Here is a 26,768-nt window from a genome sequence, read left to right on the forward strand (position 1 = left end):
ACCAATTGAGGAAAACATGCCTATCCTTAATGTAAAAGTCAGCGGTCAACGTTCTGACGAGATGACCCGCGCCATAGCAACCATGCTGACCGAACTGACGCAGCGCATTCTCGGCAAGGATCCGGCCGTGACGGCGATCGCCATCGACTATGTGGATCCACGCGATTGGATCGCCGGCGGTCGGACGCTCTTGGAACAGGGCAAGTCGAGTGTCTATTTCGACATCAAGATCACCGACGAGACCAACACGAAAAGCGAAAAGGCCACCTATATCCAGGCGGCCTTCGAAGGCTTTGAACGCCTCCTCGGCGATCTGCACGAGGAAAGCTATATCTACGTCCAAGATGTGCGCGCCGCAGCTTATGGCTACGGCGGCAAAACCCAGGAATGGCGATATCAGCGCGCCGTTTAGGCGCGCAGCACACCGCCCGTGGTCTTTTCGACATTGGCGACGATCTTGCCGGTCAGGGCTTCGAAATCCTCGTCCGTCAGGGTCTTGTCGACCGGCTGAATGAGAACCTCGATTGCGATCGACTTCTTGCCTTCGCCAAGCGATGCGCCTTCGAAGACGTCGAAGACGTTGACGCCGGTGATCAGCTTGCGGTCGGCGCTGGTTGCCGCCTTGACGATCGCGCCGGCTTCCACTTCAGAGCCGACCACGAAGGCGAAGTCGCGCTTCACCACCTGGAACGGTGAAAGCTCGAGGCCCGGCTTGGTGCGGGTCGCCTTCTTCTTCGGCTCGGGCATGGCGTCGAGATAGATCTCGAAACCTGCCAGAGCGCCGGAGACATCAAGCGCCGCCAGCGTCTTGGGGTGGAATTCGCCGAACGTGCCGAGGATGACCTTCGGACCCATCTTGATCGTGCCCGAACGGCCCGGATGATACCAGGAAGGGCCACCCTGCTCGATCTGGACATTGCCCATGGGCAGGCCGCAGGCTTCGATCACGGCCAGTGCATCGGCCTTGGCGTCATAAACGTCGACCGGCTTGCCGCCGCCCTTCGTTGCGTTCGACCACATGCGGCCGGCACCGTTGATCGAAGCCGTACCGCGGCGGATACCACCGGCGACGCGACGCTGGCCTTCCGGCGTGTCGTTCTCGTAAGTACCCGAGACTTCGAAGATCGCCACATCGCCATAACCCTTGTCGGCGTTACGCTGGGCAGCGGTCAACAAGCCCGGCAGAAGCGACGGACGCATGTCCGACATGTCGGCCGCGATCGGGTTGGCAAGCTTGAGTGCCGACGAACCACCGCCGAAAAGCTTGGCCTGATCTTCCGGGATGAAGGACCAGGTGACGGCTTCCAGCATGCCGCGCGAGGCGAGCGCGCGCTTGGCCGTGCGGGTGCGGATCTGCAGCGTGGTCAAAATCTTGCCGTTCACGGTGCCGAGATTTTCCAGCGGCTCCGGCTTGATGTTGTCGACGCCATGGATGCGCATGACCTCTTCTACGAGATCGGCCTTGCCATCCACATCCGGGCGCCAGGACGGAACCTTGACGGAAACCGTTTCGCCCGTCCCTCCCCCTTGGCCTTCAACCGTGAAGCCCAATCGCGTGAGGATTTCGCGGCTTTCGTCGGTCGAAACCTCAAGGCCGGTCAAGCGCTTCACTTCCGAGAAGGGAAAATCGACGGTTTTGGCTTCAAAACCATTGTAACCGACGATCTTTTCCTTTGCCGGCGTGCCGCCGCAGAGGTTGAGAACCAGTTGCGTGGTGCGGTCGAGGCCGGGAACCATGTATTCCGGATCGACACCGCGTTCGAAGCGGTAACGCGCATCGGTTATGATGCCGAGCGTACGACCGGATTTTGCGATGTTGATCGGATCCCAGAGAGCGCTTTCGATCAGCACGTCGACGGTGTTCTCGTCACAGCCGGAATGTTCGCCGCCCATGATCCCGCCGATCGACTCGACGCCGTTGTCATCGGCGATGACGACATTGTTCGGGCCGAGCTTGTATTCGCGGGTATCGAGCGCCAGCACCGTTTCGCCTTCCTTGGCGCGACGGACGGTCAGATCGCCCTTGACCTTGGCAGCGTCGAAGACGTGCATCGGGCGGCCCTGATCGAAGGTCATGTAGTTGGTGATGTCGACCAGCGCGTTGATCGGGCGAAGGCCGATAGCCTTGAGGCGGGTCTGCATCCATGCCGGGCTCGGGCCGTTCTTGACGCCGCGCACGAGGCGCAGGCCGAAACCGGGGCAAAGCTTTTCGTCATCGAGATCGATGGTCAGGCCGACCGTGGTCTCGCCTTCGAGCTTCAGCGCCGGAGCTGCCGGAACCTTGAGCCTGCCGAGGCCAGAAGCTGCCAGATCACGGGCGATGCCGTAGATCGATGTGCAGTCAGGACGGTTCGGCGTCAGGTTGATCTCGATTATCGGATCGTCGAGACCGGCATAGGCCGCGAATGACGTACCGACCAGCGCATTTTCGGGCAGGTCGATGATGCCGTTATGCTCGTCCGACATGTTGAGTTCCTTCTCGGAACACATCATGCCATGGCTTTCGACGCCGCGGATCTTGCCGACGCCAAGCGTCACGTCGAGGCCCGGAACATAGTCGCCCGGACGCGCCAGGGCCCCGATGAGGCCGGCGCGGGCATTCGGTGCGCCGCAAACGATCTGCAGCGGCTTGCCGCCATTGACGTTTGGACCGGCATCTACGGAAAGAACCCGGAGACGGTCCGCCTCGGGATGCTGCTCGGCCGTTAGGATTTTCGCGATGACGAAAGGCTTGTAGGCCGCCTTGTCGTCAACATCCTCGACCTCGAGGCCGATCGCCGTCAGGCGCTCGCAGATCTGGTCGAGAGTTGCGTCGGTCTCAAGATGATCCTTGAGCCAGGAAAGCGTGAATTTCATGATCTTATCCCTCCCCTTACTGGCTCAGACCGCCGAACAGCGTCGGCATGTCGAGCGGGCGGAAGCCGTAATGGTTCATCCAGCGGACATCGGCGTTGAAGAAGTCGCGCAGGTCCGGCATGCCGTATTTCAGCATGGCGATGCGGTCGAGCCCCATACCCCAGGCAAAGCCCTGGTACTCGTCCGGATCAAGTCCGCCGGAACGCAGCACGTTCGGGTGAACCATGCCGCAGCCGAGGATTTCCATCCAGTCGGTGCCTTCGCCGAACTTGACGATCGGACCGGAGCGGTCACACTGGATATCGACCTCGAAGGACGGTTCCGTGAAGGGGAAGAAGGACGGGCGGAAACGCATCGTTACCGACGGCACTTCGAAGAAGGCCTTGCAGAATTCTTCAAGCACCCAGCGCATGTTGCCGACATTCGACTTCTTGTCGATGACCAGACCCTCGACCTGATGGAACATCGGCGAATGGGTGGCGTCACTGTCCTGGCGATAGGTCTTGCCCGGAATGACGATGCGGATCGGCGGATCCTGCGCTTCCATCGTGCGGACCTGAACCGGCGAGGTATGGGTGCGCAGAACCTTGCGCTCGCCCTTTTCATCCGCCTGGAAGAAGAAGGTGTCGTGCATCTCGCGGGCCGGATGGCCTTCCGGGAAATTCAGCGCAGTGAAGTTATAATAATCGGTCTCGACATCCGGGCCTTCTGCAATCGAGAAACCCATGTCGGCGAAGACGGCGGTGATCTCGTCGATGATCTGGCTGATCGGATGGATACGGCCACGCTCGGCCGGCGAAGAGCGGACCGGCAGCGAGACGTCCAGCGTTTCAGCCTTCAGGCGCGCGTCAATCGCAGCGTCCTTCAGGACCGTCTTGCGCTCCGTGATTGCGTCGGTGATCTCGTTCTTCAGCGCGTTGATTGCCGCACCGCGGGTCTGGCGCTCTTCCGGCGTCATCGAGCCCAAGGTCTTCAGGAGTTCGGAAACCGACCCCTTCTTGCCCAGGGCCGAGACACGGACAGCCTCGATTGCCGCTTCGTCGCCCGCGCCGGCGATCTCGGCCAGAAGCGCGCTCTTCAATGTTTCGAGTTCGGTCATCTTTTCCTGCTTTGCGGCAAATTCAGCCGTTGAACATCGTTGTCAGATAGGTGGTAGCCAGGATGAATTGCCGCAAATCTCTACCCATGTGAAATCGGCCAATCAACCGGGCAAGCCATAAAAAGCGGCCCATGGAACGTGTGATTTCGCGCAGTTCGGCGATTGCCGCCCTCGGGGCAGCCGCAGCCCATGCCGCATAAGCGCGATCCTGCGTTTTCCCGCGCTCGGTCGCCCTTTCGCTCAGTTGCAGAAAGAGCAGCCACAAATCGCGCGCCTGCGCCGTTTCCATCGGCATGACGGCTTCCGGCTCTTCCTCGAAATCGATGAAACCGAGGCGGTCACCCCGGATGAACATGTCCCGCGGATAAGGCCGCCCATGACAAAGCCCGGCACCGTGTAGCCGTCCGAGTTCACCGGCACAGAAAACGAGAAGCGCGTCATGCGCAGCCGGATCGTCATTGCGCAGAGACCTCAACTGCTGCTGTACCGTTGGGGCAATATCGCTCAAAACGATGGCGCTGCCGGAAGAATAAATGACGGCGGCAGTCGGCACGCCCGCCTGTGAGTATTTCGCAATTCTGCGCAGGTCGCGCTGCACCATTCCCTCGGCCGTCTCGACAGGGGAAGGTCGCATGAAGGGAAGCCGGAAAAGACGCGCAACGGCATTTTGAACCGCAACAATGATACGCCTGCCCTTGTCGCCATGCCGCTTGATCCAGACCGTGCCGCAACCGAGCGACACCGCCTGCACCCGCCTCGCATCGGAAACCAGCGCAGCCAGCAGGGTCGCCGTGTCTTCCGACTGCAGCGACGGCCCATTTTTTATGTCAACGACATCATTCGGCACCGCAGCGCTCCTGAATACCGTGAGTGGTCCGTTTCGACGGAATGTCAAACGGCAGAAAACAAAAGACCCGCGCTAGCAGAGCCGCGCGGGTCTTTTACGAATGTAGAGACGAACGCGGGCTTACTTGACCGCGGCTTCGAACTCGTTGGCGTTGCCGGTGTTCTTCAGATAGGCCAGAGCCTTCTTGGAAGCTTCAACCAGTGCGCCGAATGCTGCCGGCTCATGGATTGCCATGTCGGACAGAACCTTGCGGTCGACTTCGATGCCAGCCTTGTTCAGGCCGTCGATGAAGCGGCCGTAGGTCAGGCCGGATTCGCGGACAGCAGCATTGATACGCTGGATCCACAGAGCGCGGAAGTTGCGCTTCTTGACGCGACGGTCGCGGGTTGCGAACTGACGCGAACGGTCAACAGCAGCCTTTGCGGCGCGGATGGTATTCTTGCGGCGGCCGTAGAAGCCCTTGGCTGCCTTGAGGGTCTTGGTGTGCTTGGCGCGGGAAGTTACGCCACGTTTTACGCGTGCCATGTCATGATCTCCTTAAACTGTTCCAGATAGCCGAATAGTCTCAGAGACCGTTGGGCAGGTAGTTCTTGATGACCTTCTTGCCATCAGGCTCAGCGAGGACCATCGTGCCGCGTGCGTCGCGGATGAACTTGTTGGAACGCTTGATCATGCCGTGGCGCTTGCCGGCGGCAGCTGCAACGACCTTGCCGGTTGCTGTAACTTTGAACCGCTTCTTGGCAGACGATTTCGTCTTCATCTTGGGCATTTTGCTACTCCGTATTTGTATCGAAGCCGACTGAAGAGGTCTGCTTCAAGCATTTAGAACGGCCACGGCATGCCCTGCCGGACCGTTCGGACGCGCGCTTATAACCGCAGTCGGTCAAAAGCGCAATGGGGGAAATCCTCCAGTGTGACCGGCCAGAGACCGGCATTCCCGCCACCTTGCGGCTTCCTCGAGGCGGGTCGGCACGGCGCTTATTTCGGCGCCAGTACCATCATCATCTGACGACCTTCAAGCTTGGGCTCAGCCTCAACCTTGGCGATCTCCAGCGTATCTTCCTTGACCTGCAGCAGAAGCTTCATGCCGAGTTCCTGGTGAGCCATTTCGCGGCCACGGAACTTCAGTGTCACCTTTACCTTGTCGCCTTCTTCAAAGAAGCGGTTCATCGCCTTCATCTTCACGTCATAGTCATGAGTGTCGATGTTCGGGCGCATCTTGATTTCTTTGACTTCGACGATCTTCTGCTTCTTGCGCGCTTCGGCCGCCTTCTTCTGGTTCGCGTATTTCAGCTTGCCGAGGTCGAGGATCTTGCACACTGGCGGATCATTGTTGGGCGAGATTTCTACGAGGTCCAGTCCTGCTTCCTCGGCCATCTTGAGGGCCTGGTCGGTGGGCACTGCACCGAGATTCTGGCCTTCGGCATCGATAAGCTGGACCTTGGGAACGCGAATTTCCCTATTGGAGCGCGGGCCTTCCTTGACGGGGGCATCGGCTTTGAATGGTCTGCGAATGGTCGTATTCTCCTAGATCGTTTTCGGGCACAGGCAACGACGAAATTCGCGCGCGGCCGGGAGCCGAGCGGAATGTCGTGATTACCGAGTGGATGTCAATAGCATGACGGCACGAAAAAATCACCTCCTGACAACCGGTTTAGTTCTGATTTATAGCTTCCGTCATTCGCAGGAGTAAGACTATGAGTACGATCAACGCCACCGGAACTGCCACCATTACTGTCGGAACGGGATCGGATGCCCGCGAGATTGCGATCATCTATCGTGCAGCCACGGCGACAACCGAGAAGCCGGCGCTCGTCTGGCTGGGCGGCTATCGCTCGGACATGACGGGCACCAAAGCCGTCGTGCTCGATGCGCTGGCGGAGAGGCTTGGCGCGGCCTGCATTCGTTTCGACTATTCCGGCCACGGCGCGTCAGGCGGCGAATTCCGCGACGGGACGATCTCCCGCTGGCTGGAGGAAACGATCGCGGTGATCGATGCCGCCGCACCAAAGAGCGTCATCCTTGTCGGTTCATCGATGGGCGGATGGATTGCATTGCGGCTGATCCAGGAACTGAAAAAGCGCGCCACAGGACTGAAGATCGCAGGAACCGTATTGATCGCACCGGCGCCTGATTTCACCAGCGAACTGATCGAGCCCGAACTGACGGACAAGGAGCGACAGTCTCTGGCAGAGCGGGGCTATTTCGAGGAGCATTCGCAATACAGCCCCGAGCCGAACATCTACACCCGCGCCCTGATGGAGGACGGCCGAAACAACCGCGTGCTCTCCGGCATTATCGACACCGGCTGCCCGGTTCATATCCTGCAGGGCATGGCAGACCCGGACGTGCCCTATCGGCACGCGCTGAAACTGATGGAATTTCTGCCCGCCGACGACGTCACGCTGACGCTGATCCGCGACGGCGATCATCGTCTGTCACGGCCGCAGGATCTGCAAAAAATGGAAGCGGCGGTGAGCGCCCTAATAATCGATGATGAAAAACTGGGCTGAGACGGAAAAGCCGCAGTCTTAACCATATTCATAAAGAGCCGCACCTTAACAAAAGCTGAACAATTGACTCTGCCCCTTAAGACCTCTTAACTTTTTGTTAGGAATTTAAGGGACGGGTCAATGAATTTAGCCCTGAAGGTGCGGCATGTAGCCGTGATCCTCGCTTGCGTGCTTGCTTCTGCCGGCGCTGCAATACCAGCACCACAAGCCCCAATGGCTATGGTGACCGGTGCTGTGACGTCGCAGCCGATCGGACATTACGAATTCTGTCAGCGCCTGCCGGCAGAGTGCAACGTCAAAAGCCGGTCAGCGCCTGCCGCACGCATGGACGACCATGCCTGGAACGTCGTTCGCGACGTCAACCGCTCAATCAACGCCCGTTATATTGCCCGTACCGATCTCGAAGCCTATGGCGTCGAGGAATACTGGACCTATCCGACCGTCTTTGCCGATTGTGAGGACTATGCCCTGCAGAAGCGCAAGGAACTGGCCCAGCTCGGTTTCGCCCTTTCCGATCTCCTGATCACCGTCGTGCGCAAGCCGGATGGCGAAGGCCATGCCGTGCTGACCTTGCGCACCACCGATGGCGACTTCATTCTCGACAATCTCGACAACGATGTTCTTGCCTGGAACCAGACGCCCTACACGTTCCTCAAGCGCCAGGCGACCTTCAATACCGGGCGCTGGGTGACGATCGAGAACGGCCGCGACCTGCTTGTCGGTGCCTTGCGGTAACAAGAATCTTAGACATAACTCATTAAGCATATAACCCGCCCTGCTTGCAGCGGCGGGTTGTTCTCTCTACTCTTTCGGGAATCAGAAGGTCGCCCGCCGCCTGTCCGGCAGAGCGGATCTTTCTGCGATGGAGGCCTGTGGTGCGTAACGAACGGTTGACAGGCTTGATACGCCCCCATGGTTCCGCCCGCCCCACCCTGCCGCTCTGGCTTGCCGGCGTTCTGACAGCAGTAGTTCTGGGGTTCGGCGCTCTTACGGTCTACGAGAATTACAACAACGCCCTTCGCGAAGGCGAAGCGCGCGCTGTTTCATCCGCACATGTAGTCGCCGCCCATATGGAATGGATGATGGAGGCCAGCGATCTGGCGCTTCGCCGTATCGAGGCGGCGATCAGCGGGCGCCCGATCGACAGTTCCGCCGAACTGATCCTCGATCTGGAACGGGCCGTGGGCGAGCTGCCCGTCGGCTTCGAATATGCCATTCTCGATCAGGATGGTCAGACCCGCTTTTCCAGCGCACCGGACAATAGGCTGCCGAACCACGCCGAACGCGCCTATTTCAAGCGCCTCAAGGACGGCGAAACGCTCACATTCAGCAGGCTGCTCGACGACGAACAGGCGGGAAAGCCGGCCTTCATCATTGCCAGGCGGATCGGCAGCGGCAGCGATTTCCTTGGCGTTGCCTCGATCACCATCCCGAATGACAATCTCGACCGGTTCTGGTCATCGATGAATCTCGGACCGAACTCGACGATCTCGGTCATTCGTGACGATGGCTGGCTGATCGCGCGACGCCCCTCCGCCCTCAAGCCGGTCAATCTGAGCACGACAGAGTGGTATCCGCTGACCCGCGAGAAGGCGAGCGGCTTCCACCACAATCCGGTGTCGCAGATCGATGGCTTCGCCCGGATCGTCGCTTTCTGGAAGGTGCAGGACTGGCCGCTGATCGCGCTTGCGGCGATCGAACGGCAGGAAGTGCTCGACCAGTTCTGGCGCAATCTGTTCGGCGACGCGCTGTTTGTAGTGCCCATGATGGCGATCTTGGTGGGCGCCTCTTTCTGGATCTATACCCTTCTCTACCGGACTGCCGCACGCAATGAAGAACTGGAACAGGCCGCCGAGCGCAATCGTTTCCTGCTGCGCGAAATCCATCACCGGGTGAAGAACAATCTGCAGGCTGTGCTGGCGCTCGTGCGGCTGCAGCGGCTGCCGCAGGAAGCGCGTGACGACATGGCGAGACGGATCAGTGCGATGATCGCCGTGCATGAGCAGATCTACAACACCGACCAGTTCGAGGAAGTCGAAGTCGCGCCCTATGCGACGCGGCTGATTTCAGACATCGCGTCGGGCTATGACATGCCAGTGAAACTTGATCTCGATCTTGCGCCGATCGCACTCGACCGGGACCTTGCCCTGCCACTCGGCATGATCATCAACGAGGTGGTTTCCAACGCCTTCAAATATGCCTTTGCCGGACGCAGTGAAGGCAAGCTCAGCGTGCGCCTGTTTCAGGAGGTGGGCATGTTGAAGCTTGTCATTCGTGACGACGGGCCGGGAATAGCGGAAGATGCCCGCACGACCGGCATGGGCACGAAGCTGATCTCGAGCTTCGTGCGCCAGCTGGGCGGGCAATCCGAAATGCACAACGACAGAGGCGCGGTATTCACGCTGACCGTACCGACGACGGAAGAGGCAGCGGAAGCTGCCTAAACCGCCTAAAGCGTGCCGCGATCCATCGGATTCGCTCACACGCTTTAGGCCCTTGTTTTGGCGCATGTCTTTTGCGCAAAACCGCGGCACACTTTTGCGCGACATGCTCTATCCGGCATTGCCGATGAAGATGCCGGCAGCCAGAACCAGAGAACCGCCGAACACGACCTGGAAAACGGCGCGCATGAACGGCGTCTCCATGTAGCGGTTCTGGATGAAGGCGATCGCCCAGAGTTCGAAGAAAACGACGATGGCAGCGACGATCGTTGCAGTCCAGAAATGCGGGATCAGATAGGGCAGCGCATGGCCAAGGCCGCCGAGCGCCGTCATGATGCCGGAAGCCAAGCCACGCTTGATCGGCGATCCGCGGCCGGAAATCTTGCCGTCGTCATGCGCGGCCTCGGTAAAGCCCATCGAAATGCCGGCGCCGACCGAGGCCGAGAGGCCGATCAGGAAGGTCGACCAGGTATCGCCGGTAGCAAAGGCTGCGGCAAAGATCGGCGCGAGCGTCGAGACCGATCCATCCATCAGGCCGGCCAGACCGGGCTGGACATAGGTGAGGATGAACTGGCGGCGGGCGTTTTCGTCCTCTTCGCCTTTCGTCTCTGTCGAAACATGCTTTTCCGTCAGCATACGCGCGATGTCTTCATGGCCTTCCTCGGCCAGCGCCAGATCGCCGAGCAGTTGCCGGGTCGAGGCATCCGAAACCTGTTTGATCGCCTCGCGATAGAAACGCGCCGCCTGCTGCTCCATCGCCTCTGCTTCCGCCCGCGCCGTCTCCAGCGGCAGGTTCTTTCGCAACCAGTCAGGCTTGCGTGCATAAAATCCCTGGACGTGTTCGCGGCGGATCAGCGGAATGCGCTCGCCGAAACGGGCGCGAAAAATCTCGATCAGCGAATTCTTGTGGGTCTGCTCGACCTCGGCCATGTCTTCGAACACTTTGGCCGAGGCAGGATAGTGGTCCCTCAGACCATCGGCATAACCGAGATAAATACTGGCATCCTCCTCTTCCGAGGCAATCGCCAGCGCGAGGATTTCTTCTTCAGACAATGATGAAAATGGCCGGCGGGAGGACGGCAGAAGGCGGGTAAACATCGAAAACTCCACTTAGAATAATTCTAAACTATGCCTTTGGCCGAAAGAATGCAAGTGGACTTGCAGCTCGATCAGCGAGCATGCTCGCGATTGTAAAACGACAGCTTTTCGCAATTTATGAAAAGCAATGCTGCGGTGCAGCGTAATATTTGAAAAATACTTCTTGCCGGGCATGAAACAAACGGCTTATGAGCGACTTGGCACGCATGGATATCAGGGCGCGCCAAAGCATCTGGGAGGCTTTCTTTTTCATGAACCGCAGACATTTCTTCCGTCAAGCTGCCACTGCCGGGGCTGGCGCCGTGGCCGCAACCGCGCTCGCTGCTCCTGCTATTGCCCAGGAGAGCCCGAAAATCACCTGGCGCATGACGTCTTCCTTTACCAAAAACACGGACATTCTCTGGGCTGCCAGCACCGATATCGCCGCCAGCGTGAAGGAAGCTTCGGACGGCAACTTCACCATCAACACCTTTGCGGCCGGTGAAATCGTACCCGGGCTGCAGGCGGCCGATGCGGTTTCCAACGGCACCGTCGAGATGGCGCATACCTGCTCTTACTATTACATCGGCAAGGACCCGACCTTTGCGCTCGGCACCGCCGTGCCCTTCGGTCTCAATGCCCGCCAGACCAATTCCTGGTTCTCGATCGGCGGCGGCAACGAGCTGCTGAACGAATTCCTCGCCGGACACGGCCTCTATGCCCTTCCGGCCGGCAATACCGGCGCGCAGATGGGCGGCTGGTACCGCAAGGAAATCAACACGGTTGCCGACCTGAACGGCTTGAAGATGCGGATTGCCGGTCTCGCCGGCCAGGTGATGTCGAAGCTCGGCGTCACCCCGCAGCAGATTGCCGGCGGCGACGTTTATGCGGCGCTAGAAAAGGGCACGATCGACGCCACCGAATTCGTCGGTCCCTACGACGACCAGAAGCTCGGCTTCGTCAAGGTTGCCAAATATTACTATTATCCAGCATGGTGGGAAGGCGGCCCTGCCGTCCACGCCTTCTTCAACCTCGAAAAGTTCAACTCCCTGCCGAAGAGCTATCAACGTATCCTGAAAGATGCCTGCGCCAACGCCAACCAGAACATGCTGGCCCGTTACGATGCGCATAATGCAAAGGCGCTGCGCCAGCTGGTTGCGGAAGGTGCGGTGCTGAAGCCGTTCACCCAGGAAATCCTCGAAGCCAGCTACAAGGCTGCACAGGAAGTCTATGCCGACCTGAACGCAAAGAATGCCGCCTTCAAGAAGATCTACGACAGTCAGCAGGCTTTCAAGAAGGATGGCTATCTGTGGAACCAGATCGCCGAATACAGCTATGACGCCTTCATGATGACGCAGCAGCGCAAGGGAACGCTGTAGGCCTTTTCAGAATACTCGAAATTCGAAGCCCGGACATGCGCCGGGCTTCTTCGCATTTACGAAAAACAAGAAATCATCGGTTATGACGCGGCTCGGCTTGTTCTTGCCAAATCAATGCGCTTAACACGATGCCTACAACCACAGATGCGCGCAGGCGCGGGAGGATGAATTCGATGGATCGCAGGCATTTCTTCAAGAAGGCGACGGCGGCCGGCATCGGCGCGGCAGCGGCGACGACACTGGCAGCGCCCGCAATCGCCCAGGAACAGCCAAAGATCACCTGGCGCATGACGTCTTCCTTCCCGAAGAGCCTCGATATCATCTTCGGCGCAGGCAACGAGCTTGCCCAGATCGTTCGCGATGCAACGGACGGCAATTTCAACATCCAGACCTATGCCGCCGGCGAACTGGTGCCCGGCCTGCAGGCTGCCGATGCGGTGGCCAACGGCACGGTCGAGATGGCGCATACCTGCTCCTATTATTACATCGGTCAAGATCCGGCCTTTGCGCTTGGAACCGCCATTCCCTTCGGGCTTAACGCCCGCATGACCAACGCCTGGTTCGCCAATGGCGGCAATGATCTGATCAACGAATTCCTGGCTCCCCGCGGTCTCTACGCCCTGCCCGCCGGCAATAGCGGCACACAGATGGGCGGCTGGTTCCGCAAGGAAATCGTCACCATCGACGACCTCAAGGGGCTGAAGATGCGCATCGCCGGGCTTGCCGGCCAGGTCATGACGAAGGTCGGTGTGACACCGCAGCAGATCGCCGGCGGCGATGTCTATGCGGCGCTCGAAAAGGGCACGATCGACGCCACCGAATTCGTCGGTCCCTATGACGACCAGAAGCTCGGCTTCGTCAAGGTCGCCAAATATTATTACTATCCGGCTTGGTGGGAGGGGGGCCCTGCCATGCACGCCTTCTTCAACCTCGAAAAATTCAACGCGCTGCCGAAGAGCTATCAGGCCATCCTGAAAACCGCCTGCGCTTCGGCCAATACCAGCATGCTGGCCAATTACGATGCGCATAACGCCATCGCGTTGCGCAAACTCGTTGCCGAAGGTGCGGTGCTGAAGCCGTTCAGTAAGGAAATCATGGAAACCTGCTTCAAGGCGGCACAAGGAGTCTATGCCGACCTTTCCGAAAAAAGCCCTGCCTTCAAGAAGATCTATGACCACCAGCAGGCCTTCAAAAAGGATTCCTATCTCTGGGCGCAGGTGGCAGAATACAGCTATGACACGTTCATGATGATGCAGCAGCGAAACGGCGCCCTCTGAACCTCCGACGACTTGAACACCAAAGCCCGGGGCCTGCCTCCGGGCTTTTGCATTTGCAGCAGGCGCCAATTCGTCCGAGGAATTAATTCCCCGATTTCATTGTTTTTTCCGCGCGGCACCCCATATTACCCATATCGAAATCTCAATCGGACCCACGCTGAAGCGCTGTTTTATGCGCTCTGATCCTCGTGAATGCCGATGGATGCCATCAGCCTCTCCTGACCGCGGATGTACCGGCAGCGAGATTTAGTCTATGGTCCTGGAAAGGTCGGGCAAGCCCGGCCTTTTTGTTTTGCCGTCCGGATGATCGGGCAAGGCATCGTATAAATAGGAAGGGATATAATTTGCAGGTTCTTGTCAGAGATAACAACGTTGAACAGGCACTGCGCGTCTTGAAGAAGAAGATGCAGCGCGAAGGTGTGTTTCGCGAAATGAAAGCCCGTAGTTCATACGAGAAGCCGTCGGAAAAGCGTGCGCGCGAAAAGGCCGAGGCGGTTCGTCGTTATCGTAAGCTGGCCCGCAAAAAGATGCAGCGCGAAGGGCTTCTGCCCGCGCCGAAGAAGGTTGCGCGCCCGCGCTGATTTTTGCGCGCCGATTTCTGCTTCCAGCATTCCCAAAACTTCAGGAAGGATGAGCCCATGACCGCTATCAAGGAAGAAACGACGCCCACCACCAAGCTTTCTGCTCGGGAAAAGGCCGCCGTTACCGATGAGACGGCGCGTGCGATCATCGCTGCCGAGGTAAACTCTCGGGAAGAGAAGACAGAAAGGCTGCGATTGCTTCGTCTCCAGCGGGAAGCTGCCGAAACACCGGCCGCACCTACCAAGCGCAAGGCAAGCAGCAAAAAGGATCACTGATCCCATCCAAAAAGCCCGGAGCATTTCCGGGCTTTTTGCTTTTATGCTCATGCGGGCTGCAGCTTTTCATCCTCGCGGCTCGGTAGCGGCGGAAAGGCGAGTGCCACCAGCACTGCCGCCAACCCCACCAGCGCAGAACCGAAGAACAGCCAGTTGTAATTGTTGAAGGCATCGAAGGCCCAGCCGCCGGCGAGCGGCCCGAAGGCCATGCCGATGCTGGACAGCATGGACGCCGCGCCGAGCACGGTGCCGAGGATCCTTGCGCCGAAATAATCCTGCGCCAGCACCGCATAAAGTGGCATGACACCGCCATAGGTGCCGCCGAAAACGATCGCCAGTGCGTAGAAATGCGCAAGGTCGGTCGCCATTGTATAGGCGGCAATCACCAGTGCCTGGATCAGAAGGCCGATTATCAGCACCGGCTTGACGCCGAACCGGTCTGCCGCAAGACCGTAGACAATGCGTCCGCCCAGGCCTGCCGCACCTTCGACACTGTAGATCGACACGGCCGCCATCGGCGCCACGCCGCAATACATCGCATAGCTGACCATGTGGAAGATCGGCCCGGAATGAGCGGTGCAACAGGCGAAAAAGGTGAAGGCCAACACCAGGAACTGCGGCGAACGAAAGACTTTTGCAAGCGGCAGGCCCGCCCCTTCCGCCTGCGGTTTATCGGCAACCACCGCCTCATCCGGCGGATTGCGGACCAGAAGCACGGTCGGCAGGAGGATGACCCAGGCGCCGATGCCGATCACCAGCATGGCCGTGCGCCAGTCGCCGAATTCATCGATCAGAAGCCGGGCCAGCGGCGAGATCGTCATCGGCGCCATGCCCATGCCGGCGGAGACAAGCGACACGGCAAGGCTGCGATGGTCATCGAACCAGCGCATGGTGAGCGAGATCATCGGCGCCATGAAAGCGCTGGCGGAGAGGCCGACAAGGCAGCCATACAGGATTTGGAAGGCGAAAAGGCTCTGCGCTCGACTGGCAAGCACCAGCGCCAGACCTGCAAGGACCGAGCCGATCAGCACGACTATCCTCGCGCCGAAGCGGTCGCTGGCTGCACCCCACATGAAACTGCCGAGCCCCATGACGATGAAATTGACTGTCATGGCGCTTGAAATCGCCGCATGCGACCAGCCGGTCTGGCGGGCGATCGGCTCCAGAAACACCGCGAGCGAAAACATCACGCCGACCGCCACGCAGCCCATCAGGCCGCCGGCAAACACGATGACCCATCGATACTGATTGCGCTTCATCCTGCCCTCCCGGCAAAGTCCTCAGGCGCGTGAATGCGCCACGATACACCAAGGACGTGCGAGCGGTGAGATTGCCGACAGGGAGGCTCGAATATTTTCCAGACTATTTATTGCCCAGCGAAAAGGCCCCGCACGCGGCGGGGCCCTCATAATCATGCGCTGCGGTGACGTCAGCTGCCGCTATTGGTGCGGTTGCTGCCCACATTGTGGTTCATCGACGATGTCTTGCCGTCCGGGTTCTGCCCGTAATAGGTACCGCCAAGATGGCCGCCCGAACTGGTGTTTTCGACCTGCCGTTTGGCCCGCTTGATGGCCTGTTGTACGTCACTTTTGCTCATGTCTGTCCTCCAGCTTTTGGGGTTGGTGACACAAGGCCAACCCCTCAGATGCAAAACCGTTCCGAGATTTCATCATCGAGGATGAGCAGGCCGCTTGACCTAAAGGCACTTCGCGCCTATTTGGAAACAATCATTTCCTAATTGGATTTCGTCATGAACATCGACATCAGCTCCAATCCCGGCCGCAGCGCCGGCCGGCCGCGTGAATTCGATATCGACGAGGCGCTCGACAAGGCGATCACCGTGTTCAGCGAGCAGGGCTATCACGGCACCTCGATTTCCGACCTGCGCGACGCGATGGGCCTGACAGCCGGAAGTTTGTACAAGGCATTCAAGGACAAGCATGCGATCTTCCTTGCCAGCTTCGACCGCTACAAGCAGGTGCGAAACGCACTTCTCGACGAGGAGCTGGAGAAAGCCGACAACGGGCGGGACGGCGTTTACCGCATGCTCGCCTTTTATGCCGAGGGCGCTCATGGCGAAGGTGGTCGACGCGGCTGCCTGGCTGTCGGGACGGCCGTAGAACTGGCGATCTTCGATGACGAGGCGGCACGACGTGTCGAGCGCTCGATGGATCGTTTCGAGACCACGTTCGAGGCGCTGATCCGCCGGGGCCAGGGGGATGGCTCCATCAATCGCTCGATCGACCCCAATGCGACGGCGCGGCTGCTTCTGTCCGTCGTGCAGGGGCTTCGCGTCCTGGGAAAGACCAGCCCCGGCCGCACACAAACCTTTTCCGTGGTCGATGTGGCGATGAAGCTGCTCGACTGAAAATACAAGAGACTGCTCAAGGATACCCCAATGACCAGCACGTCCGCGGCGATTGAAACGCCGGCACAGCATGGCCGGATGACCGCCGGCCTCACCTTCGTCATGGCCGCAGCCTGTGGCCTGATCGTCGCCAATCTCTACTACGCCCAGCCGCTTGCAGGCCCGATCGCCGCGGCGATCGGCCTCCCGCCACATCTGACCGGCCTGATCGTGACGCTGACCCAGATCGGCTACGGCCTCGGCCTGCTGTTCATCGTGCCGCTGGGTGATCTTCTCGAAAACCGCCGGCTGATCCTGATCATGATCGCAGCAACCGCGATCTCGCTCGTCGGCGCAGGCCTTTCGAGCGCTGCCGTGCCCTTCCTGCTGGCATCGCTCGCCATCGGGCTTACCTCGTCTGCGGTGCAGATGATCGTTCCCTTTGCCGCAAGCCTGACACCGGAGGAACATCGCGGCCGGGTTGTCGGCAACGTTGTCAGCGGGCTGATGATCGGCATCATGATGGCGCGACCGGTCGCGAGCTTCGTCACCGGCCTCACCAACTGGCATGTGATCTTCTTCGCTTCGGCTGTCGTCATGGTCGTGCTCGGTTTCATTCTCGCAAGCCGCCTGCCGAAGCGCACGCCGCACACGCAGCTTTCCTATGGCGGCCTGCTTGCCTCGCTCGGCACGCTTTACGCCACCCAGCCGATATTGCGCCGCCGCGCCTTCTACCAGTTCTGCCAGTTTGCCGCCTTCAGCCTGTTCTGGACGGTGACGCCGCTGGTTCTGGCCGGTCCCGCCTTCAACCTCAGCCAGACCGGCATTGCCCTCTTCGCGCTTGTCGGCGTTGCCGGCGCAATCGCCTCGCCGATCGCGGGCCGTCTTGCAGACCGGGATCTCGGCAAGCCGGCAACCGCGCTCGGCATCCTCTCCGTCGGCATCGCCTTCCTGATCACCCATATCTTCACCGAGGGATCTACAGCGGCGCTCGCACTGCTGACGATTGCGGCGGTGCTCCTCGATTTCGGTGTCGCGATGACGCTCGTCATCAGCCAGCGGGCGATCTACACGCTCGGCGCAGACCTTCGTTCGCGGCTCAACGGCCTGTTCATGGCGACCTTCTTCGTCGGCGGCGCGCTCGGCTCGGCCATCGGCGCCTGGGCATTTGCCGAGGGTGGATGGATGCTTGCCTCGACGATCGGCGTTGCGCTTTCGGCCGTCGCCTTCGTCTATTTCCTGACCGAACGGAAGCCGCATCACCGCCATCCGCAGCCCAAGGCCTGATACCGCACGCTCTTGTGGCCCGCCTTTCGGCGGGCTACTCCCATCCCGTGATTGACGAAGCGGATGGCGACAGATGAAAGTCCTGATGGTCGATATGGATGGCGTGCTGGTGAACGGCAGGCCGAAAGACGGGCTGCCCTATTTCACCGATATCGAACATGATCTTGGACTGCCCCTCGAACGCCTGCAAAAGGAGTTCTTCGGCGTCCACTGGCCGCAGATCATCATCGGCGAGCAACCCATCGAGCCGGTGCTAACCGCAGTTCTCTCGAAAATCGCACCCCATCTCGAAACGGAAACCCTGCTTCGCTACTGGTTCGAAAACGACTCCCGGCTGGATGAAAAACTGCTCGCGGATCTCTCCCTGCTTCGCAAATCCGGTGTGTCGATCTACCTCGCCACCAATCAGGAACACCGCCGCGCAGCCTGGCTGATGAACGAGCACGGCCTTTCCGAGCATGTCGAGGGTATTTTCTATTCCGCAAAACTCGGCTGCAAGAAACCGGGCGAGCAGTTTTTCCGAATGGCAACGGAGAGCGCGGGGGTCGCCGCCAGTGAAATCGCCTTCATCGACGATTCTGCTGAAAATATCGAAGCCGCCCGGCGTTACGGCTGGCAGGCGGTGCAATGGAAGCCGGGCATGGCCCTGAAAGAGGCCCTGGGATAGGGCAACAGGCGCAGTAGCCCCTCGCCGGAACAGAGGAATAAACGACCTAGATCATGTTCAAGGTCGAACGTCCGGCGATGATCGCTCATCGGTAACCCCGTTCTCCAACCAACGAGGTCACCCAATGAGACTGAAGGCTCTCCTTACCGCGCTTTCCCTATGCACAGCCGCAACTGCTGCGATTGCCGCCGAACCGGTCGGCGTTCGCACAATCAGCGTCGTCACCCAGGATTATCCGCGGCCGCTTGCGGTCACCATCTGGTACCCGTCGAAGGGCGACGGACAGACGGATAAGCCGAACTACGACAGGATTTTCGAGACAGGCCCTGCCGCAGTGAATGCGACGATCCGTGAAGGCCGTTTTCCGCTCGTGCTTCTCTCCCACGGTTCGGGTTCGCGCGCCGAAGGCATGGGCTGGATCGCAGCGGAGCTGGCCAAGGCCGGTTACATCGTCGCCGGGCCGAACCATCCCGGCACGACAAGCGGTGATTCCACACCGGCTGCCACGCCGAAGATCTGGGACCGCGCCCAGGACATTTCGGTTCTGATCACGGTCCTTTCCGCAGACAAGAACTGGACTACCTCGATCGATCCGAACCGCATCGGCATTCTCGGCTTCTCGCTCGGCGGCTCTACCGCAATGGAACTGGCCGGAGGCCGAGGCGATCTTTCCGCATACATGCGTTATTGCGACGAAAACCCCGCCATGATGGATTGCACATGGTTTGCTGGCGGTCGTGGTTATGCCGGCGGCGAGCAGGTGGATGTTGCGCCTCTCAAGCTGGCCGATATCGACAGGACACGGTTCGACCAGCAGAACCGCGATGCGCGGATAACCTCCGTTATCGCGGTCGACCCCGGCCTCGCCACCACGTTCCAGAAGACAAGCCTTGCAGGCATCGAGGTGCCGGTAACGCTGATCAATCTCGGCAGCCCCGGCCAGGTGCCGATGGCCGTGCTTTCCGACCAGTTGGCGAAGGATATTCCCGGCGCCTCCTACCTGCAGGTCGAGGGTGCCGATCACTTCAGCTTCCTGCCGGTCTGCAAGCCGGGCGCAGCGGATTTCCTCAAATCGGTCGGTGAGCTGGATCCTATCTGCGAAGAGACAAAGCGCCCGCGGGCAGACATCCATGCGGAACTGAGCCGGCTCATCGTCGAGGCTTTCGGCAAGACGCTGCAGGCCGGCAATTGAGACAATCGCGGAAGGCCGGGTCTACCGGCCTTCCTTCAGCCGATGCGCTTGTAGAAGATCGTCGTGTCGCAAAAACCGCCCTGCGGCCACAGCGCGTAATCGGGAATGACCCCGACGCGTTCCCAACCAAACCGCGGATAGATCTTTTCCGCTTCGCTGCCGGTCGCCGTATCGAGAACCAAGAGCGTGCGACCGCGGCGGGCGGCCTCTTCCTCCACCGCCACCATCAGCTTGCGCGACAGGCCGAGCCCGCGGCCGGAGCGATGCACGAGCAGCTTCATCAGGTCGCCGCGATGCGGCTGGTTGGGCTTGGAGGCGAGCCCGACCTGGACCGTGCCGACCACGCGCCCGTCGATTTCAGCCACACCAAGAATGATGCCGCCCGTCTCCACTTCGGCGGCGATATCGCTCCAGCAGGCCTCGCCATCCTGCGGCTGAAACGGCAGCATGAAGCCCAGTGAAGCGCCGCCATTGATGCAGTCGGAAAGCACCTCGCAGAGATCCGGGATGGCGGCGCGCGCGGCTGTCGCATCGAGGATGCGGATCGTGGCAGTCATTGATGTTCCCTTTGTTCTTTCAGCGTCCGCGGTTGAGGATTACCGCGTAACGGGCAGGCTTGTCGGATGGATTGTAAAAATCAAAGGCGTCGCCGATATCCATGAACAGGCAATCGCCCGGCTGCAGCCGATGGGTGGCGTCCGCCAGCACCATGTCCAGAACGCCTTCGAACAGCCAGACATGCTGGGTCATGACCCGGCTTTCCTCCCGCGGCGGAAAACTGACCCTGGCGCCGGCCGGAAACTCGATCTCGACGATATCGACCGGGCTTGGCATGCCCGGCGGCGAAACCGAGCGGCGCAGATATCCGGTCGTCGGGTCTCGCCACAGCCGCTGTTCCGTTCGCCTCGACAAGGGCGAAGACGAAGGTTCTTCCGGCGCGAAGAAAGCCGAGAGCGTCAGGCCTAGCCCCTCGCAGAGCCGCGCCAACAGAGCTGCCGTCGGACTTGCCTCGGCGCGCTCTATACGGGAGATCATCGCGCGGCTGACGCCGGAGCGATCCGCCAGCTGATCGAGCGTCAGACCTGAGCTGGCGCGAAGGCTTTTCAGCCGCTCTCCGATTGCGATTTCCAGTTCACTATCCGAATTTTCCATTATCAGAGAATTTCATTCTCTTATCGTGAAGTCAATGATTTTGACGTTCCGTTGGAAAATTCGCCGCGGTGGCGTTTGTACGATAGCGAAACCACTGCGCGATAGGATAAGCAGGCTGGATAGGTGGCGTGAAGCATAGCGGCTTTCGGAGAATTTGCATGACGGCTCAGGCGCAGGTCAGAGTTTCGCCCCTCTCCATCGCGAGCATCATCCTCTCGATGACGATCGCCGCCATCGGCAGCGGCATCATGGCCACTTATGTCCCATTCGTGCTGACCCAGAGCGGCGAGACATGGGCGGCGCGCCTCGCCGTGCCGGCGCTTGCCTTTGGCGGCCTGCTCGGCTGCGTGCTTGCCGGCCCGCTGATCCGACGCGTCGGTCATGCCCGCCTCTTCGCCTGCTCGATGGCGATGGTCATTATCGGCGCGGTTCTGGTTGCTGCCGATCTGCCGGCCGCCTGGTGGATCCTCGCGCGGGCGATCTATGGCGCGGCTTCCAACGTCAATTTCATCATCGCCCAGAGCTGGCTCAACCACGCCGCTTCCAACGAATGGCGCGGAAGGGCGATGTCCTTCTTCTACATGGCCTTCGTGCTTGCGCTGGGCGGCGGCGCATGGCTGTTCGGGCAGGTACCGGCCGACAGCAATCTTGCGCCGCTCATCGTCGTTTTCGTCACCGCGCTCTCCATCCTGCCGATCGGGCTTACCCGCCTGCCGAACCCGCCGGCACCTGCCAGCGTCAGCGTCAACGTAAAGATGGCGTGGAAGATCTCGCCGGTCGGTCTTGTCGGCGTGCTTGCCTCGGGCGGTCTCTCGATGGTCGTGCAGGGGTTTACCCCGATCTATGCGACGCTCAACGGCGTGACGCAGGGCGAGGTGGCGCTGTTGATGCTGGTGATGCAGACCGGGCTTCTGTTCGTGCAATATCCTCTCGGCATCATTTCCGACCGGCTCGACCGCCGCGTCGTGCTGCTGTTTACCTGCGGGCTGATCGTGGTTGCGGGTTTTGCGGCGCTGATGGTGTCGTTCACCACTTTCGTGCTCCTGATGATCGTCTTCCTCGTCTTCGGGGGGGCGGTGGAAACCGTCTATTCGGTCGCCAATGCGCATGCCAATGACCGCGCCGATCCGGGTGATTTTGTGCCCCTGTCCTCAACCCTTCTCGTCGCATGGTCGACGGCGGCGACGATCGTGCCGCTCTCTATCACCTTTCTCGCGCCGATCCTCGGCCAGCAGACCTTCATCTATGCGATCATCCTCGTGGCGACCGCCTATGGCCTCTATATCGTCTTCCGCCTGAAGGAACGCGGACCAGCGCCGGAAGACGAGCGCGAGACCCATGAGATGCGCAGCGCGCAGATGCCGAATGCGGCGATCATGACGGAACCGGGTGCGGCGGAGGCGCAGGCGGAAGCAAAAGCCCAGGGTTGAGGACGCTTATCGTCAACAAAGCCTTATCTTTCCACTTTGCGGCGAGCCGGGCCGCTGATATATGCGCGAACCATGAGCACCGATCGCACGCCCCTCGACCATATCCGCAATTTCTCCATCGTCGCACATATCGACCATGGCAAGTCGACACTCGCCGACCGTCTGATCCAGACGACAGGCGGCCTTGCCGAGCGCGAGATGTCGGAACAGGTTCTAGACTCGATGGATATCGAGCGCGAGCGCGGCATCACCATCAAGGCCCAGACGGTGCGTCTGCACTACAAGGCGAACAATGGCGAGACCTATGTTCTGAACCTCATCGACACGCCCGGCCACGTGGACTTTGCCTATGAAGTCTCGCGCTCGCTGTCGGCCTGCGAAGGTTCGCTTCTGGTCGTTGACGCCTCCCAGGGAGTGGAGGCCCAGACGCTCGCCAATGTCTACCAGGCAATCGATAACAACCACGAACTCGTCACGGTTCTCAACAAGGTCGACCTGCCGGCGGCGGAACCCGACCGTATCAAGGAACAGATCGAAGAAGTGATCGGCATCGATGCCTCGCAGGCAGTGCTGATTTCGGCAAAGACCGGCCTCGGCATTCCCGATGTTCTCGAAGCCATCGTCCACCAGTTGCCGCCGCCGAAGAGCGAAGCCGGCGAAAAGGGCCCGCTCAAGGCCCTGCTGGTCGATAGCTGGTACGACACCTATCTCGGCGTCATGGTTCTCGTGCGCATTCTCGATGGCGTGCTGACCAAGGGCATGACCATCCGCATGATGGGCACCGACGCGAAATACCAGGTCGAACGCGTCGGCGTGCTGACGCCGAAAATGCTGGCCGTGGACTCACTGGGTCCGGGCGAGATCGGCTTCATCACCGCCTCGATCAAGGAAGTGGCGGATACCCGCGTCGGCGATACCATTACCGAAGACAAGAAGCCGACGGCGAAAGCGCTGCCGGGCTTCAAGCCGGCACAGCCGGTGGTGTTCTGCGGTCTCTTCCCGGTCGATGCCGCCGATTTCGAGGATCTGCGCGCGGCGATGGGCAAGCTTCGCCTTAACGATGCATCCTTCTCGTTCGAGATGGAATCGTCTGCCGCTCTCGGTTTCGGTTTCCGTTGTGGCTTCCTCGGCCTGCTGCATCTCGAAATCATCCAGGAACGCCTTGAGCGCGAGTTCGACCTCGACCTGATCGCAACCGCTCCTTCGGTCGTCTACCATCTGCACATGACGGATGGCTCGATGAAGGAGCTGCACAATCCGGCCGACATGCCCGACGTGGTCAAGATCGCTTCGATCGAGGAGCCGTGGATCAAGGCAACGATCCTGACACCGGACGATTATCTTGGTGGCATCCTCAAGCTCTGCCAGGACCGCCGCGGTATCCAGACCGAACTGACCTATGTCGGCAAGCGCGCCATGCTGAGCTATGAACTTCCGCTCAATGAAGTGGTGTTCGACTTCTACGACCGCTTGAAGTCTATATCCAAGGGTTATGCATCGTTCGATTACCATCTGCACGGTTATCGCGAAGGCAATCTCGTGAAGATGTCGATCATGGTCAATGGCGAGCCAGTCGATGCGCTTTCCATGCTTGTTCACCGTTCGGCGGCGGAAAAGCGCGGCCGCGACATGTGCGAGAAACTCAAGGATCTGATCCCGCGGCACATGTTCAAGATTCCGATCCAGGCAGCAATCGGCGGCAACGTGATTGCCCGCGAGACGATCTCGGCGATGCGCAAGGACGTGACGGCCAAGTGTTACGGTGGCGACGCCACCCGTAAGCGCAAACTTCTGGACAAGCAGAAGGAAGGCAAGAAGCGGATGCGCCAGTTCGGCAAGGTCGACATCCCGCAGGAAGCGTTTATTGCAGCGCTGAAGATGAAAGACGATTGATCTTGAAGGCGCCGCAAGGCGCCTTTTTCATCTCCGCATGACTGCGACAGCGAAACAACCGAGGGATCCAAGCGGCCCGTTATGGTGTGCGCAATCGCCGCCTTTGGGCGCGTATCACCGGCAGATTTGCCTTCTTGATCCCCTCTCCCCGACTGGCTAGGGATTAATAGTCTCAATCTCTGCCAATCAGGACCGCCGCCCTTGCAGAACTTCCCTTTTTCCGAACGTGACCCGATCCAGTTTCCAGGTCCGGCGCCGAAACGCGCGGATGTGGTGATCATCGGTGGTGGCGTGATCGGGGTCACGACGGCGCTTTACCTTGCTGAAAAGGGCGTGGCAGTCACGCTCGTCGAAAAGGGCCGGATCGCGGCCGAGCAGTCCTCGCGCAACTGGGGCTGGATCCGCCAGCAGGGCCGCGATGCGGACGAGCTACCGATCGTCATCGAAGCCTGCCGGTTGTGGAAACAGCTTGCGGAAGAATGCGGCGAGGATATCGGCCTCGAGCAAACCGGCGTCACTTATCTTGCCAATTCGGCCAAGGAGATGGCCGATTTCGATGACTTCATGACGATTGCCGCACGGCATGATGTCGATACGCGGCTTTTGAGTTCGGCCGAAACGGCGACGCTGATCCCTGGCATGGCGCGCAAGTTCCATGGGGCGATGACGACACCTTCGGACATGCGGGCAGAACCCTGGCTTGCGGTGCCGGCGCTTGCGCGGCTCGCAGCTCGCAAGGGTGCCACGATCGTTGAAAACTGCGCTGCCCGCAGCCTCGACATTTCCGCTGGCCGGATCAGCGGCGTGTGGACCGAGACCGGGTTGATCGAAACCTCCAGCGTATTGGTCGCCGGCGGCGCATGGTCGTCGCTGCTGTTGCGTTTGCATGGCGTGTCCATCCCGCAGCTCAGCGTTCGTTCCACGGTCGCGGCCACCGAACCGATGCCTGAGGTTCACGCGGGAGCTGCGGTCGATAGTCACGTCGCCTTCCGTCGTCGGCAGGATGGCGGTTATACGCTGGCTCCCGGCAGCGGCAGCGCGCTCTATGTCGGACCGGACGCCTTCCGCCACGCGGTGAAATATCTGCCCGCACTGCTCGATAACCCTTTCGGTCTTCGCTATCTGCCAGCGGCACCCTCCGGCTTTCCCGATGCATGGTCGACGCGCAGAACATGGACGGCCGACGAAACCAGTCCGTTCGAGCGGATGCGCATCCTCAACCCCGCTCCCTCGCAAAAGGGGCTGCGTTCGGTGGAGCGCGAGTTCGCCCGGCTTTTCCCCGATCTTGGCCCGGTGCGCCTGAAAACCGCATGGGCAGGAATGATCGATGCGATGCCGGATGTCGTGCCGGTGGTCGATCGCGTCGAGGCGATCGGCGGCCTGTTCGTCGCAACCGGCATGAGCGGCCATGGTTTCGGTATCGGACCCGGCATCGGCCGCGTTGTTGCCGATCTCATAAACGGCAATGCCGTCGGACATGATCTGAGCCGGTTCCGGCTGTCGCGTTTTTCCGACGGCAGTCCGGTCAAGCTCGGGCCTGCGCTTTAGAAAGACAATTGCTTCACAAGCTCGAAAAGCCGTCCGACGGCCGGGTTTCTCGATGCCGTGGGAGCGCAGAGCACGACGTCGAATTCGGGCGGATCGATCAGCGGGCGGGAGACGATGGTTTCGCCGAGATCGCTGCAAAGCGATTGCGGGATCAGAGCTACACCCAACCCTTCTCCCACCAACCTTATGATCGTGTGCTGCAGGCGTGGCTCCAGCGCGAAATGTGGAACGATACCGCCTGCTGCACAATAGGCTCCGATTGCCGAGCGCAATGTAGGTACCACCGATGCCGGAGCGGCGATCAGCCTTTCCGACGTCAAGGACTGAGCCCCCACCTGTTCAGCCGAGGCCAGCGGGTGATCAGCGTGAACGATCAGGCGAAGCCGATCACGCGCAAGGAACCGCGTCTGCAGATGTCGCGCTGTCGGATTTCCAAGAGTGACTGCGGCATCCAGCCGCGATTCCAATAGAAGCTCATCAATATCGCTCGGCAACCTTTCTTCGAGAACGAGCCGCACATCCGGTGCGGCATCGGAGAGGAGACGCACAAGTTTCGGCACGATGCCCTGCGCCGCGTACATGGTAAAACCCAGTTTCAACTCGCCCTTTGCACCGCTTGCAACGAGCTGCACATCACGACACGCCGCCTCGAATCCGGCCAGTACCGAACGGCAATCATTGAGGAAATGCTTGCCCGCCGTCGTCAGCACGACGTTGCGGGAATTGCGTTCGAACAGCCGGACGCCGAGCGTCTTTTCAATTGCAGCAATCTGTCGGCTGAAGGGCGGCTGGCTCATGTTCATACGGGCTGCTGCCTGGCTGAAATGAAGGGTCTCCGCCAGTGCCACGAAATAGCGCATATGGCGCGTATCCATTTGATACCTCCAGAGTATCAATTCGCCACCT

The 26,768-nt window shown here is 60.1% G+C and carries 27 protein-coding genes; 15 read left to right on the forward strand and 12 right to left on the reverse strand.

Going from position 1 to position 26,768, the window contains the following annotated elements:
- Positions 1-16: 16 nt before the first annotated feature.
- Positions 17-412, forward strand: a complete 396-nt coding sequence (locus tag HNQ72_RS14200; protein WP_183992833.1) for a tautomerase family protein — start codon at positions 17-19, stop codon at positions 410-412.
- Here the strand turns inward: HNQ72_RS14200 and pheT are convergent.
- From pheT to infC, 6 genes are all read right to left on the reverse strand, one after another.
- A complete protein-coding gene (gene pheT, locus HNQ72_RS14205) occupies positions 409-2,856 on the reverse strand; it encodes a phenylalanine--tRNA ligase subunit beta (protein WP_183992834.1) in 2,448 nt (815 codons plus the stop codon). The two genes, HNQ72_RS14200 and pheT, sit on opposite strands and share 4 nt — an antisense overlap.
- A gap of 16 nt (positions 2,857-2,872) precedes the next feature.
- Positions 2,873-3,955, reverse strand: a complete 1,083-nt coding sequence (pheS, locus tag HNQ72_RS14210; RefSeq protein ID WP_183992835.1) for a phenylalanine--tRNA ligase subunit alpha — start codon at positions 3,953-3,955, stop codon at positions 2,873-2,875.
- A gap of 22 nt (positions 3,956-3,977) precedes the next feature.
- Positions 3,978-4,802 (reverse strand): BUD32 family EKC/KEOPS complex subunit, encoded by an 825-nt coding sequence (locus HNQ72_RS14215; RefSeq protein ID WP_183992836.1) that lies wholly within the window; start codon positions 4,800-4,802, stop codon positions 3,978-3,980.
- Positions 4,803-4,922: 120 nt separating this feature from the next.
- Positions 4,923-5,327: a 50S ribosomal protein L20 gene (gene rplT / locus HNQ72_RS14220; protein ID WP_148146077.1), complete on the reverse strand. Its 405-nt coding sequence runs from the start codon at positions 5,325-5,327 to the stop codon at positions 4,923-4,925.
- A 40-nt stretch (positions 5,328-5,367) separates the two neighbouring features.
- On the reverse strand, positions 5,368-5,571 hold the full coding sequence (rpmI, locus tag HNQ72_RS14225) for a 50S ribosomal protein L35 (RefSeq protein ID WP_112454548.1): 204 nt from the start codon (positions 5,569-5,571) through the stop codon (positions 5,368-5,370).
- A 209-nt stretch (positions 5,572-5,780) separates the two neighbouring features.
- Positions 5,781-6,317 (reverse strand): translation initiation factor IF-3, encoded by a 537-nt coding sequence (gene infC / locus HNQ72_RS14230; RefSeq protein WP_183993142.1) that lies wholly within the window; start codon positions 6,315-6,317, stop codon positions 5,781-5,783.
- 182 nt (positions 6,318-6,499) lie between these two features.
- Between infC and HNQ72_RS14235 the strand changes: the two genes are divergently transcribed.
- The 3 genes from HNQ72_RS14235 to HNQ72_RS14245 all read left to right on the forward strand — a co-directional run bounded on the left by HNQ72_RS14235 (position 6,500) and on the right by HNQ72_RS14245 (position 9,759).
- The gene (locus tag HNQ72_RS14235) at positions 6,500-7,315 is read left to right on the forward strand and encodes an alpha/beta hydrolase (RefSeq protein ID WP_183992837.1); all 816 of its coding nucleotides are present in this window, start codon (positions 6,500-6,502) and stop codon (positions 7,313-7,315) included.
- A gap of 120 nt (positions 7,316-7,435) precedes the next feature.
- Entirely contained in the window at positions 7,436-8,050 is a 615-nt protein-coding gene (locus HNQ72_RS14240) for a transglutaminase-like cysteine peptidase (RefSeq protein ID WP_183992838.1), read from the forward strand.
- A gap of 140 nt (positions 8,051-8,190) precedes the next feature.
- Complete coding sequence (locus HNQ72_RS14245; protein ID WP_183992839.1) at positions 8,191-9,759, forward strand: sensor histidine kinase; 1,569 nt, start codon at positions 8,191-8,193, stop codon at positions 9,757-9,759.
- 108 nt (positions 9,760-9,867) lie between these two features.
- On the opposite strand, the gene mbfA is transcribed toward HNQ72_RS14245, so the two are convergent.
- A complete protein-coding gene (mbfA, locus tag HNQ72_RS14250; RefSeq protein ID WP_183992840.1) occupies positions 9,868-10,854 on the reverse strand; it encodes an iron exporter MbfA in 987 nt (328 codons plus the stop codon).
- Between the two features lie 251 nt (positions 10,855-11,105).
- On the opposite strand from mbfA, the gene HNQ72_RS14255 reads away from it, so the two are divergent.
- From HNQ72_RS14255 to HNQ72_RS14270, 4 genes are all read left to right on the forward strand, one after another.
- Positions 11,106-12,212, forward strand: a complete 1,107-nt coding sequence (locus HNQ72_RS14255; protein ID WP_183992841.1) for a TRAP transporter substrate-binding protein — start codon at positions 11,106-11,108, stop codon at positions 12,210-12,212.
- Positions 12,213-12,385: 173 nt separating this feature from the next.
- The gene (locus HNQ72_RS14260) at positions 12,386-13,489 is read left to right on the forward strand and encodes a TRAP transporter substrate-binding protein (RefSeq protein WP_183992842.1); all 1,104 of its coding nucleotides are present in this window, start codon (positions 12,386-12,388) and stop codon (positions 13,487-13,489) included.
- Positions 13,490-13,833: 344 nt separating this feature from the next.
- A complete protein-coding gene (gene rpsU / locus HNQ72_RS14265; protein ID WP_183992843.1) occupies positions 13,834-14,070 on the forward strand; it encodes a 30S ribosomal protein S21 in 237 nt (78 codons plus the stop codon).
- Between the two features lie 57 nt (positions 14,071-14,127).
- Entirely contained in the window at positions 14,128-14,346 is a 219-nt protein-coding gene (locus tag HNQ72_RS14270; RefSeq protein WP_183992844.1) for a hypothetical protein, read from the forward strand.
- A gap of 47 nt (positions 14,347-14,393) precedes the next feature.
- Here HNQ72_RS14270 and HNQ72_RS14275 read toward each other — a convergent pair whose 3' ends face one another.
- Entirely contained in the window at positions 14,394-15,605 is a 1,212-nt protein-coding gene (locus tag HNQ72_RS14275; protein WP_183992845.1) for an MFS transporter, read from the reverse strand.
- Between the two features lie 170 nt (positions 15,606-15,775).
- Positions 15,776-15,943, reverse strand: coding sequence for a hypothetical protein (locus HNQ72_RS14280; RefSeq protein WP_183992846.1), 168 nt, complete (start codon positions 15,941-15,943; stop codon positions 15,776-15,778).
- A 153-nt stretch (positions 15,944-16,096) separates the two neighbouring features.
- Between HNQ72_RS14280 and HNQ72_RS14285 the strand changes: the two genes are divergently transcribed.
- From HNQ72_RS14285 to HNQ72_RS14300, 4 genes are all read left to right on the forward strand, one after another.
- Positions 16,097-16,714, forward strand: a complete 618-nt coding sequence (locus HNQ72_RS14285; RefSeq protein WP_183992847.1) for a TetR/AcrR family transcriptional regulator — start codon at positions 16,097-16,099, stop codon at positions 16,712-16,714.
- A 30-nt stretch (positions 16,715-16,744) separates the two neighbouring features.
- Entirely contained in the window at positions 16,745-17,980 is a 1,236-nt protein-coding gene (locus tag HNQ72_RS14290; RefSeq protein ID WP_183992848.1) for an MFS transporter, read from the forward strand.
- A 73-nt stretch (positions 17,981-18,053) separates the two neighbouring features.
- Positions 18,054-18,647 carry an HAD-IA family hydrolase gene (locus tag HNQ72_RS14295; protein WP_183992849.1) on the forward strand — a complete coding sequence of 198 codons (594 nt, stop codon included), beginning with the start codon at positions 18,054-18,056 and terminating at the stop codon, positions 18,645-18,647.
- 124 nt (positions 18,648-18,771) lie between these two features.
- Positions 18,772-19,839, forward strand: a complete 1,068-nt coding sequence (locus tag HNQ72_RS14300) for an alpha/beta hydrolase family protein (protein ID WP_183992850.1) — start codon at positions 18,772-18,774, stop codon at positions 19,837-19,839.
- Between the two features lie 35 nt (positions 19,840-19,874).
- Here HNQ72_RS14300 and HNQ72_RS14305 read toward each other — a convergent pair whose 3' ends face one another.
- Both HNQ72_RS14305 and HNQ72_RS14310 read right to left on the reverse strand, forming a co-directional pair.
- On the reverse strand, positions 19,875-20,396 hold the full coding sequence (locus HNQ72_RS14305) for a GNAT family N-acetyltransferase (RefSeq protein ID WP_183992851.1): 522 nt from the start codon (positions 20,394-20,396) through the stop codon (positions 19,875-19,877).
- A gap of 19 nt (positions 20,397-20,415) precedes the next feature.
- Entirely contained in the window at positions 20,416-20,994 is a 579-nt protein-coding gene (locus tag HNQ72_RS14310) for a helix-turn-helix domain-containing protein (RefSeq protein WP_183993143.1), read from the reverse strand.
- A 155-nt stretch (positions 20,995-21,149) separates the two neighbouring features.
- On the opposite strand from HNQ72_RS14310, the gene HNQ72_RS14315 reads away from it, so the two are divergent.
- From HNQ72_RS14315 to HNQ72_RS14325, 3 genes are all read left to right on the forward strand, one after another.
- Positions 21,150-22,421, forward strand: a complete 1,272-nt coding sequence (locus tag HNQ72_RS14315) for an MFS transporter (RefSeq protein WP_183992852.1) — start codon at positions 21,150-21,152, stop codon at positions 22,419-22,421.
- Positions 22,422-22,493: 72 nt separating this feature from the next.
- On the forward strand, positions 22,494-24,314 hold the full coding sequence (lepA, locus tag HNQ72_RS14320; protein ID WP_183992853.1) for a translation elongation factor 4: 1,821 nt from the start codon (positions 22,494-22,496) through the stop codon (positions 24,312-24,314).
- Between the two features lie 201 nt (positions 24,315-24,515).
- Positions 24,516-25,862 carry an NAD(P)/FAD-dependent oxidoreductase gene (locus HNQ72_RS14325; RefSeq protein ID WP_183992854.1) on the forward strand — a complete coding sequence of 449 codons (1,347 nt, stop codon included), beginning with the start codon at positions 24,516-24,518 and terminating at the stop codon, positions 25,860-25,862.
- Here HNQ72_RS14325 and HNQ72_RS14330 read toward each other — a convergent pair.
- The gene (locus tag HNQ72_RS14330; RefSeq protein ID WP_183992855.1) at positions 25,859-26,737 is read right to left on the reverse strand and encodes a LysR family transcriptional regulator; all 879 of its coding nucleotides are present in this window, start codon (positions 26,735-26,737) and stop codon (positions 25,859-25,861) included. The genes HNQ72_RS14325 and HNQ72_RS14330 overlap by 4 nt on opposite strands.
- Positions 26,738-26,768 lie beyond the last annotated feature (31 nt).

Source organism: Aliirhizobium wenxiniae (assembly GCF_014201355.1).
GTDB lineage: Bacteria > Pseudomonadota > Alphaproteobacteria > Rhizobiales > Rhizobiaceae > Neorhizobium > Neorhizobium wenxiniae.

Excerpts from the sequence above, each read along its gene's own strand:
- HNQ72_RS14200 (WP_183992833.1), top strand. The coding sequence starts at position 17 with ATGCCTATCCTTAATGTAAAAGTCAGCGGTCAACGTTCTGACGAGATG.
- pheT (WP_183992834.1), bottom strand. The coding sequence starts at position 2,856 with ATGAAATTCACGCTTTCCTGGCTCAAGGATCATCTTGAGACCGACGCA.
- pheS (WP_183992835.1), bottom strand. The coding sequence starts at position 3,955 with ATGACCGAACTCGAAACATTGAAGAGCGCGCTTCTGGCCGAGATCGCC.
- rplT (WP_148146077.1), bottom strand. The coding sequence starts at position 5,327 with ATGGCACGCGTAAAACGTGGCGTAACTTCCCGCGCCAAGCACACCAAG.
- rpmI (WP_112454548.1), bottom strand. The coding sequence starts at position 5,571 with ATGCCCAAGATGAAGACGAAATCGTCTGCCAAGAAGCGGTTCAAAGTT.
- HNQ72_RS14235 (WP_183992837.1), top strand. The coding sequence starts at position 6,500 with ATGAGTACGATCAACGCCACCGGAACTGCCACCATTACTGTCGGAACG.
- HNQ72_RS14240 (WP_183992838.1), top strand. The coding sequence starts at position 7,436 with ATGAATTTAGCCCTGAAGGTGCGGCATGTAGCCGTGATCCTCGCTTGC.
- mbfA (WP_183992840.1), bottom strand. The coding sequence starts at position 10,854 with ATGTTTACCCGCCTTCTGCCGTCCTCCCGCCGGCCATTTTCATCATTG.
- HNQ72_RS14255 (WP_183992841.1), top strand. The coding sequence starts at position 11,106 with ATGAACCGCAGACATTTCTTCCGTCAAGCTGCCACTGCCGGGGCTGGC.
- HNQ72_RS14260 (WP_183992842.1), top strand. The coding sequence starts at position 12,386 with ATGGATCGCAGGCATTTCTTCAAGAAGGCGACGGCGGCCGGCATCGGC.
- HNQ72_RS14270 (WP_183992844.1), top strand. The coding sequence starts at position 14,128 with ATGACCGCTATCAAGGAAGAAACGACGCCCACCACCAAGCTTTCTGCT.
- HNQ72_RS14275 (WP_183992845.1), bottom strand. The coding sequence starts at position 15,605 with ATGAAGCGCAATCAGTATCGATGGGTCATCGTGTTTGCCGGCGGCCTG.
- HNQ72_RS14280 (WP_183992846.1), bottom strand. The coding sequence starts at position 15,943 with ATGAGCAAAAGTGACGTACAACAGGCCATCAAGCGGGCCAAACGGCAG.
- HNQ72_RS14285 (WP_183992847.1), top strand. The coding sequence starts at position 16,097 with ATGAACATCGACATCAGCTCCAATCCCGGCCGCAGCGCCGGCCGGCCG.
- HNQ72_RS14290 (WP_183992848.1), top strand. The coding sequence starts at position 16,745 with ATGACCAGCACGTCCGCGGCGATTGAAACGCCGGCACAGCATGGCCGG.
- HNQ72_RS14295 (WP_183992849.1), top strand. The coding sequence starts at position 18,054 with ATGAAAGTCCTGATGGTCGATATGGATGGCGTGCTGGTGAACGGCAGG.
- HNQ72_RS14300 (WP_183992850.1), top strand. The coding sequence starts at position 18,772 with ATGAGACTGAAGGCTCTCCTTACCGCGCTTTCCCTATGCACAGCCGCA.
- HNQ72_RS14305 (WP_183992851.1), bottom strand. The coding sequence starts at position 20,396 with ATGACTGCCACGATCCGCATCCTCGATGCGACAGCCGCGCGCGCCGCC.
- HNQ72_RS14315 (WP_183992852.1), top strand. The coding sequence starts at position 21,150 with ATGACGGCTCAGGCGCAGGTCAGAGTTTCGCCCCTCTCCATCGCGAGC.
- lepA (WP_183992853.1), top strand. The coding sequence starts at position 22,494 with ATGAGCACCGATCGCACGCCCCTCGACCATATCCGCAATTTCTCCATC.
- HNQ72_RS14330 (WP_183992855.1), bottom strand. The coding sequence starts at position 26,737 with ATGGATACGCGCCATATGCGCTATTTCGTGGCACTGGCGGAGACCCTT.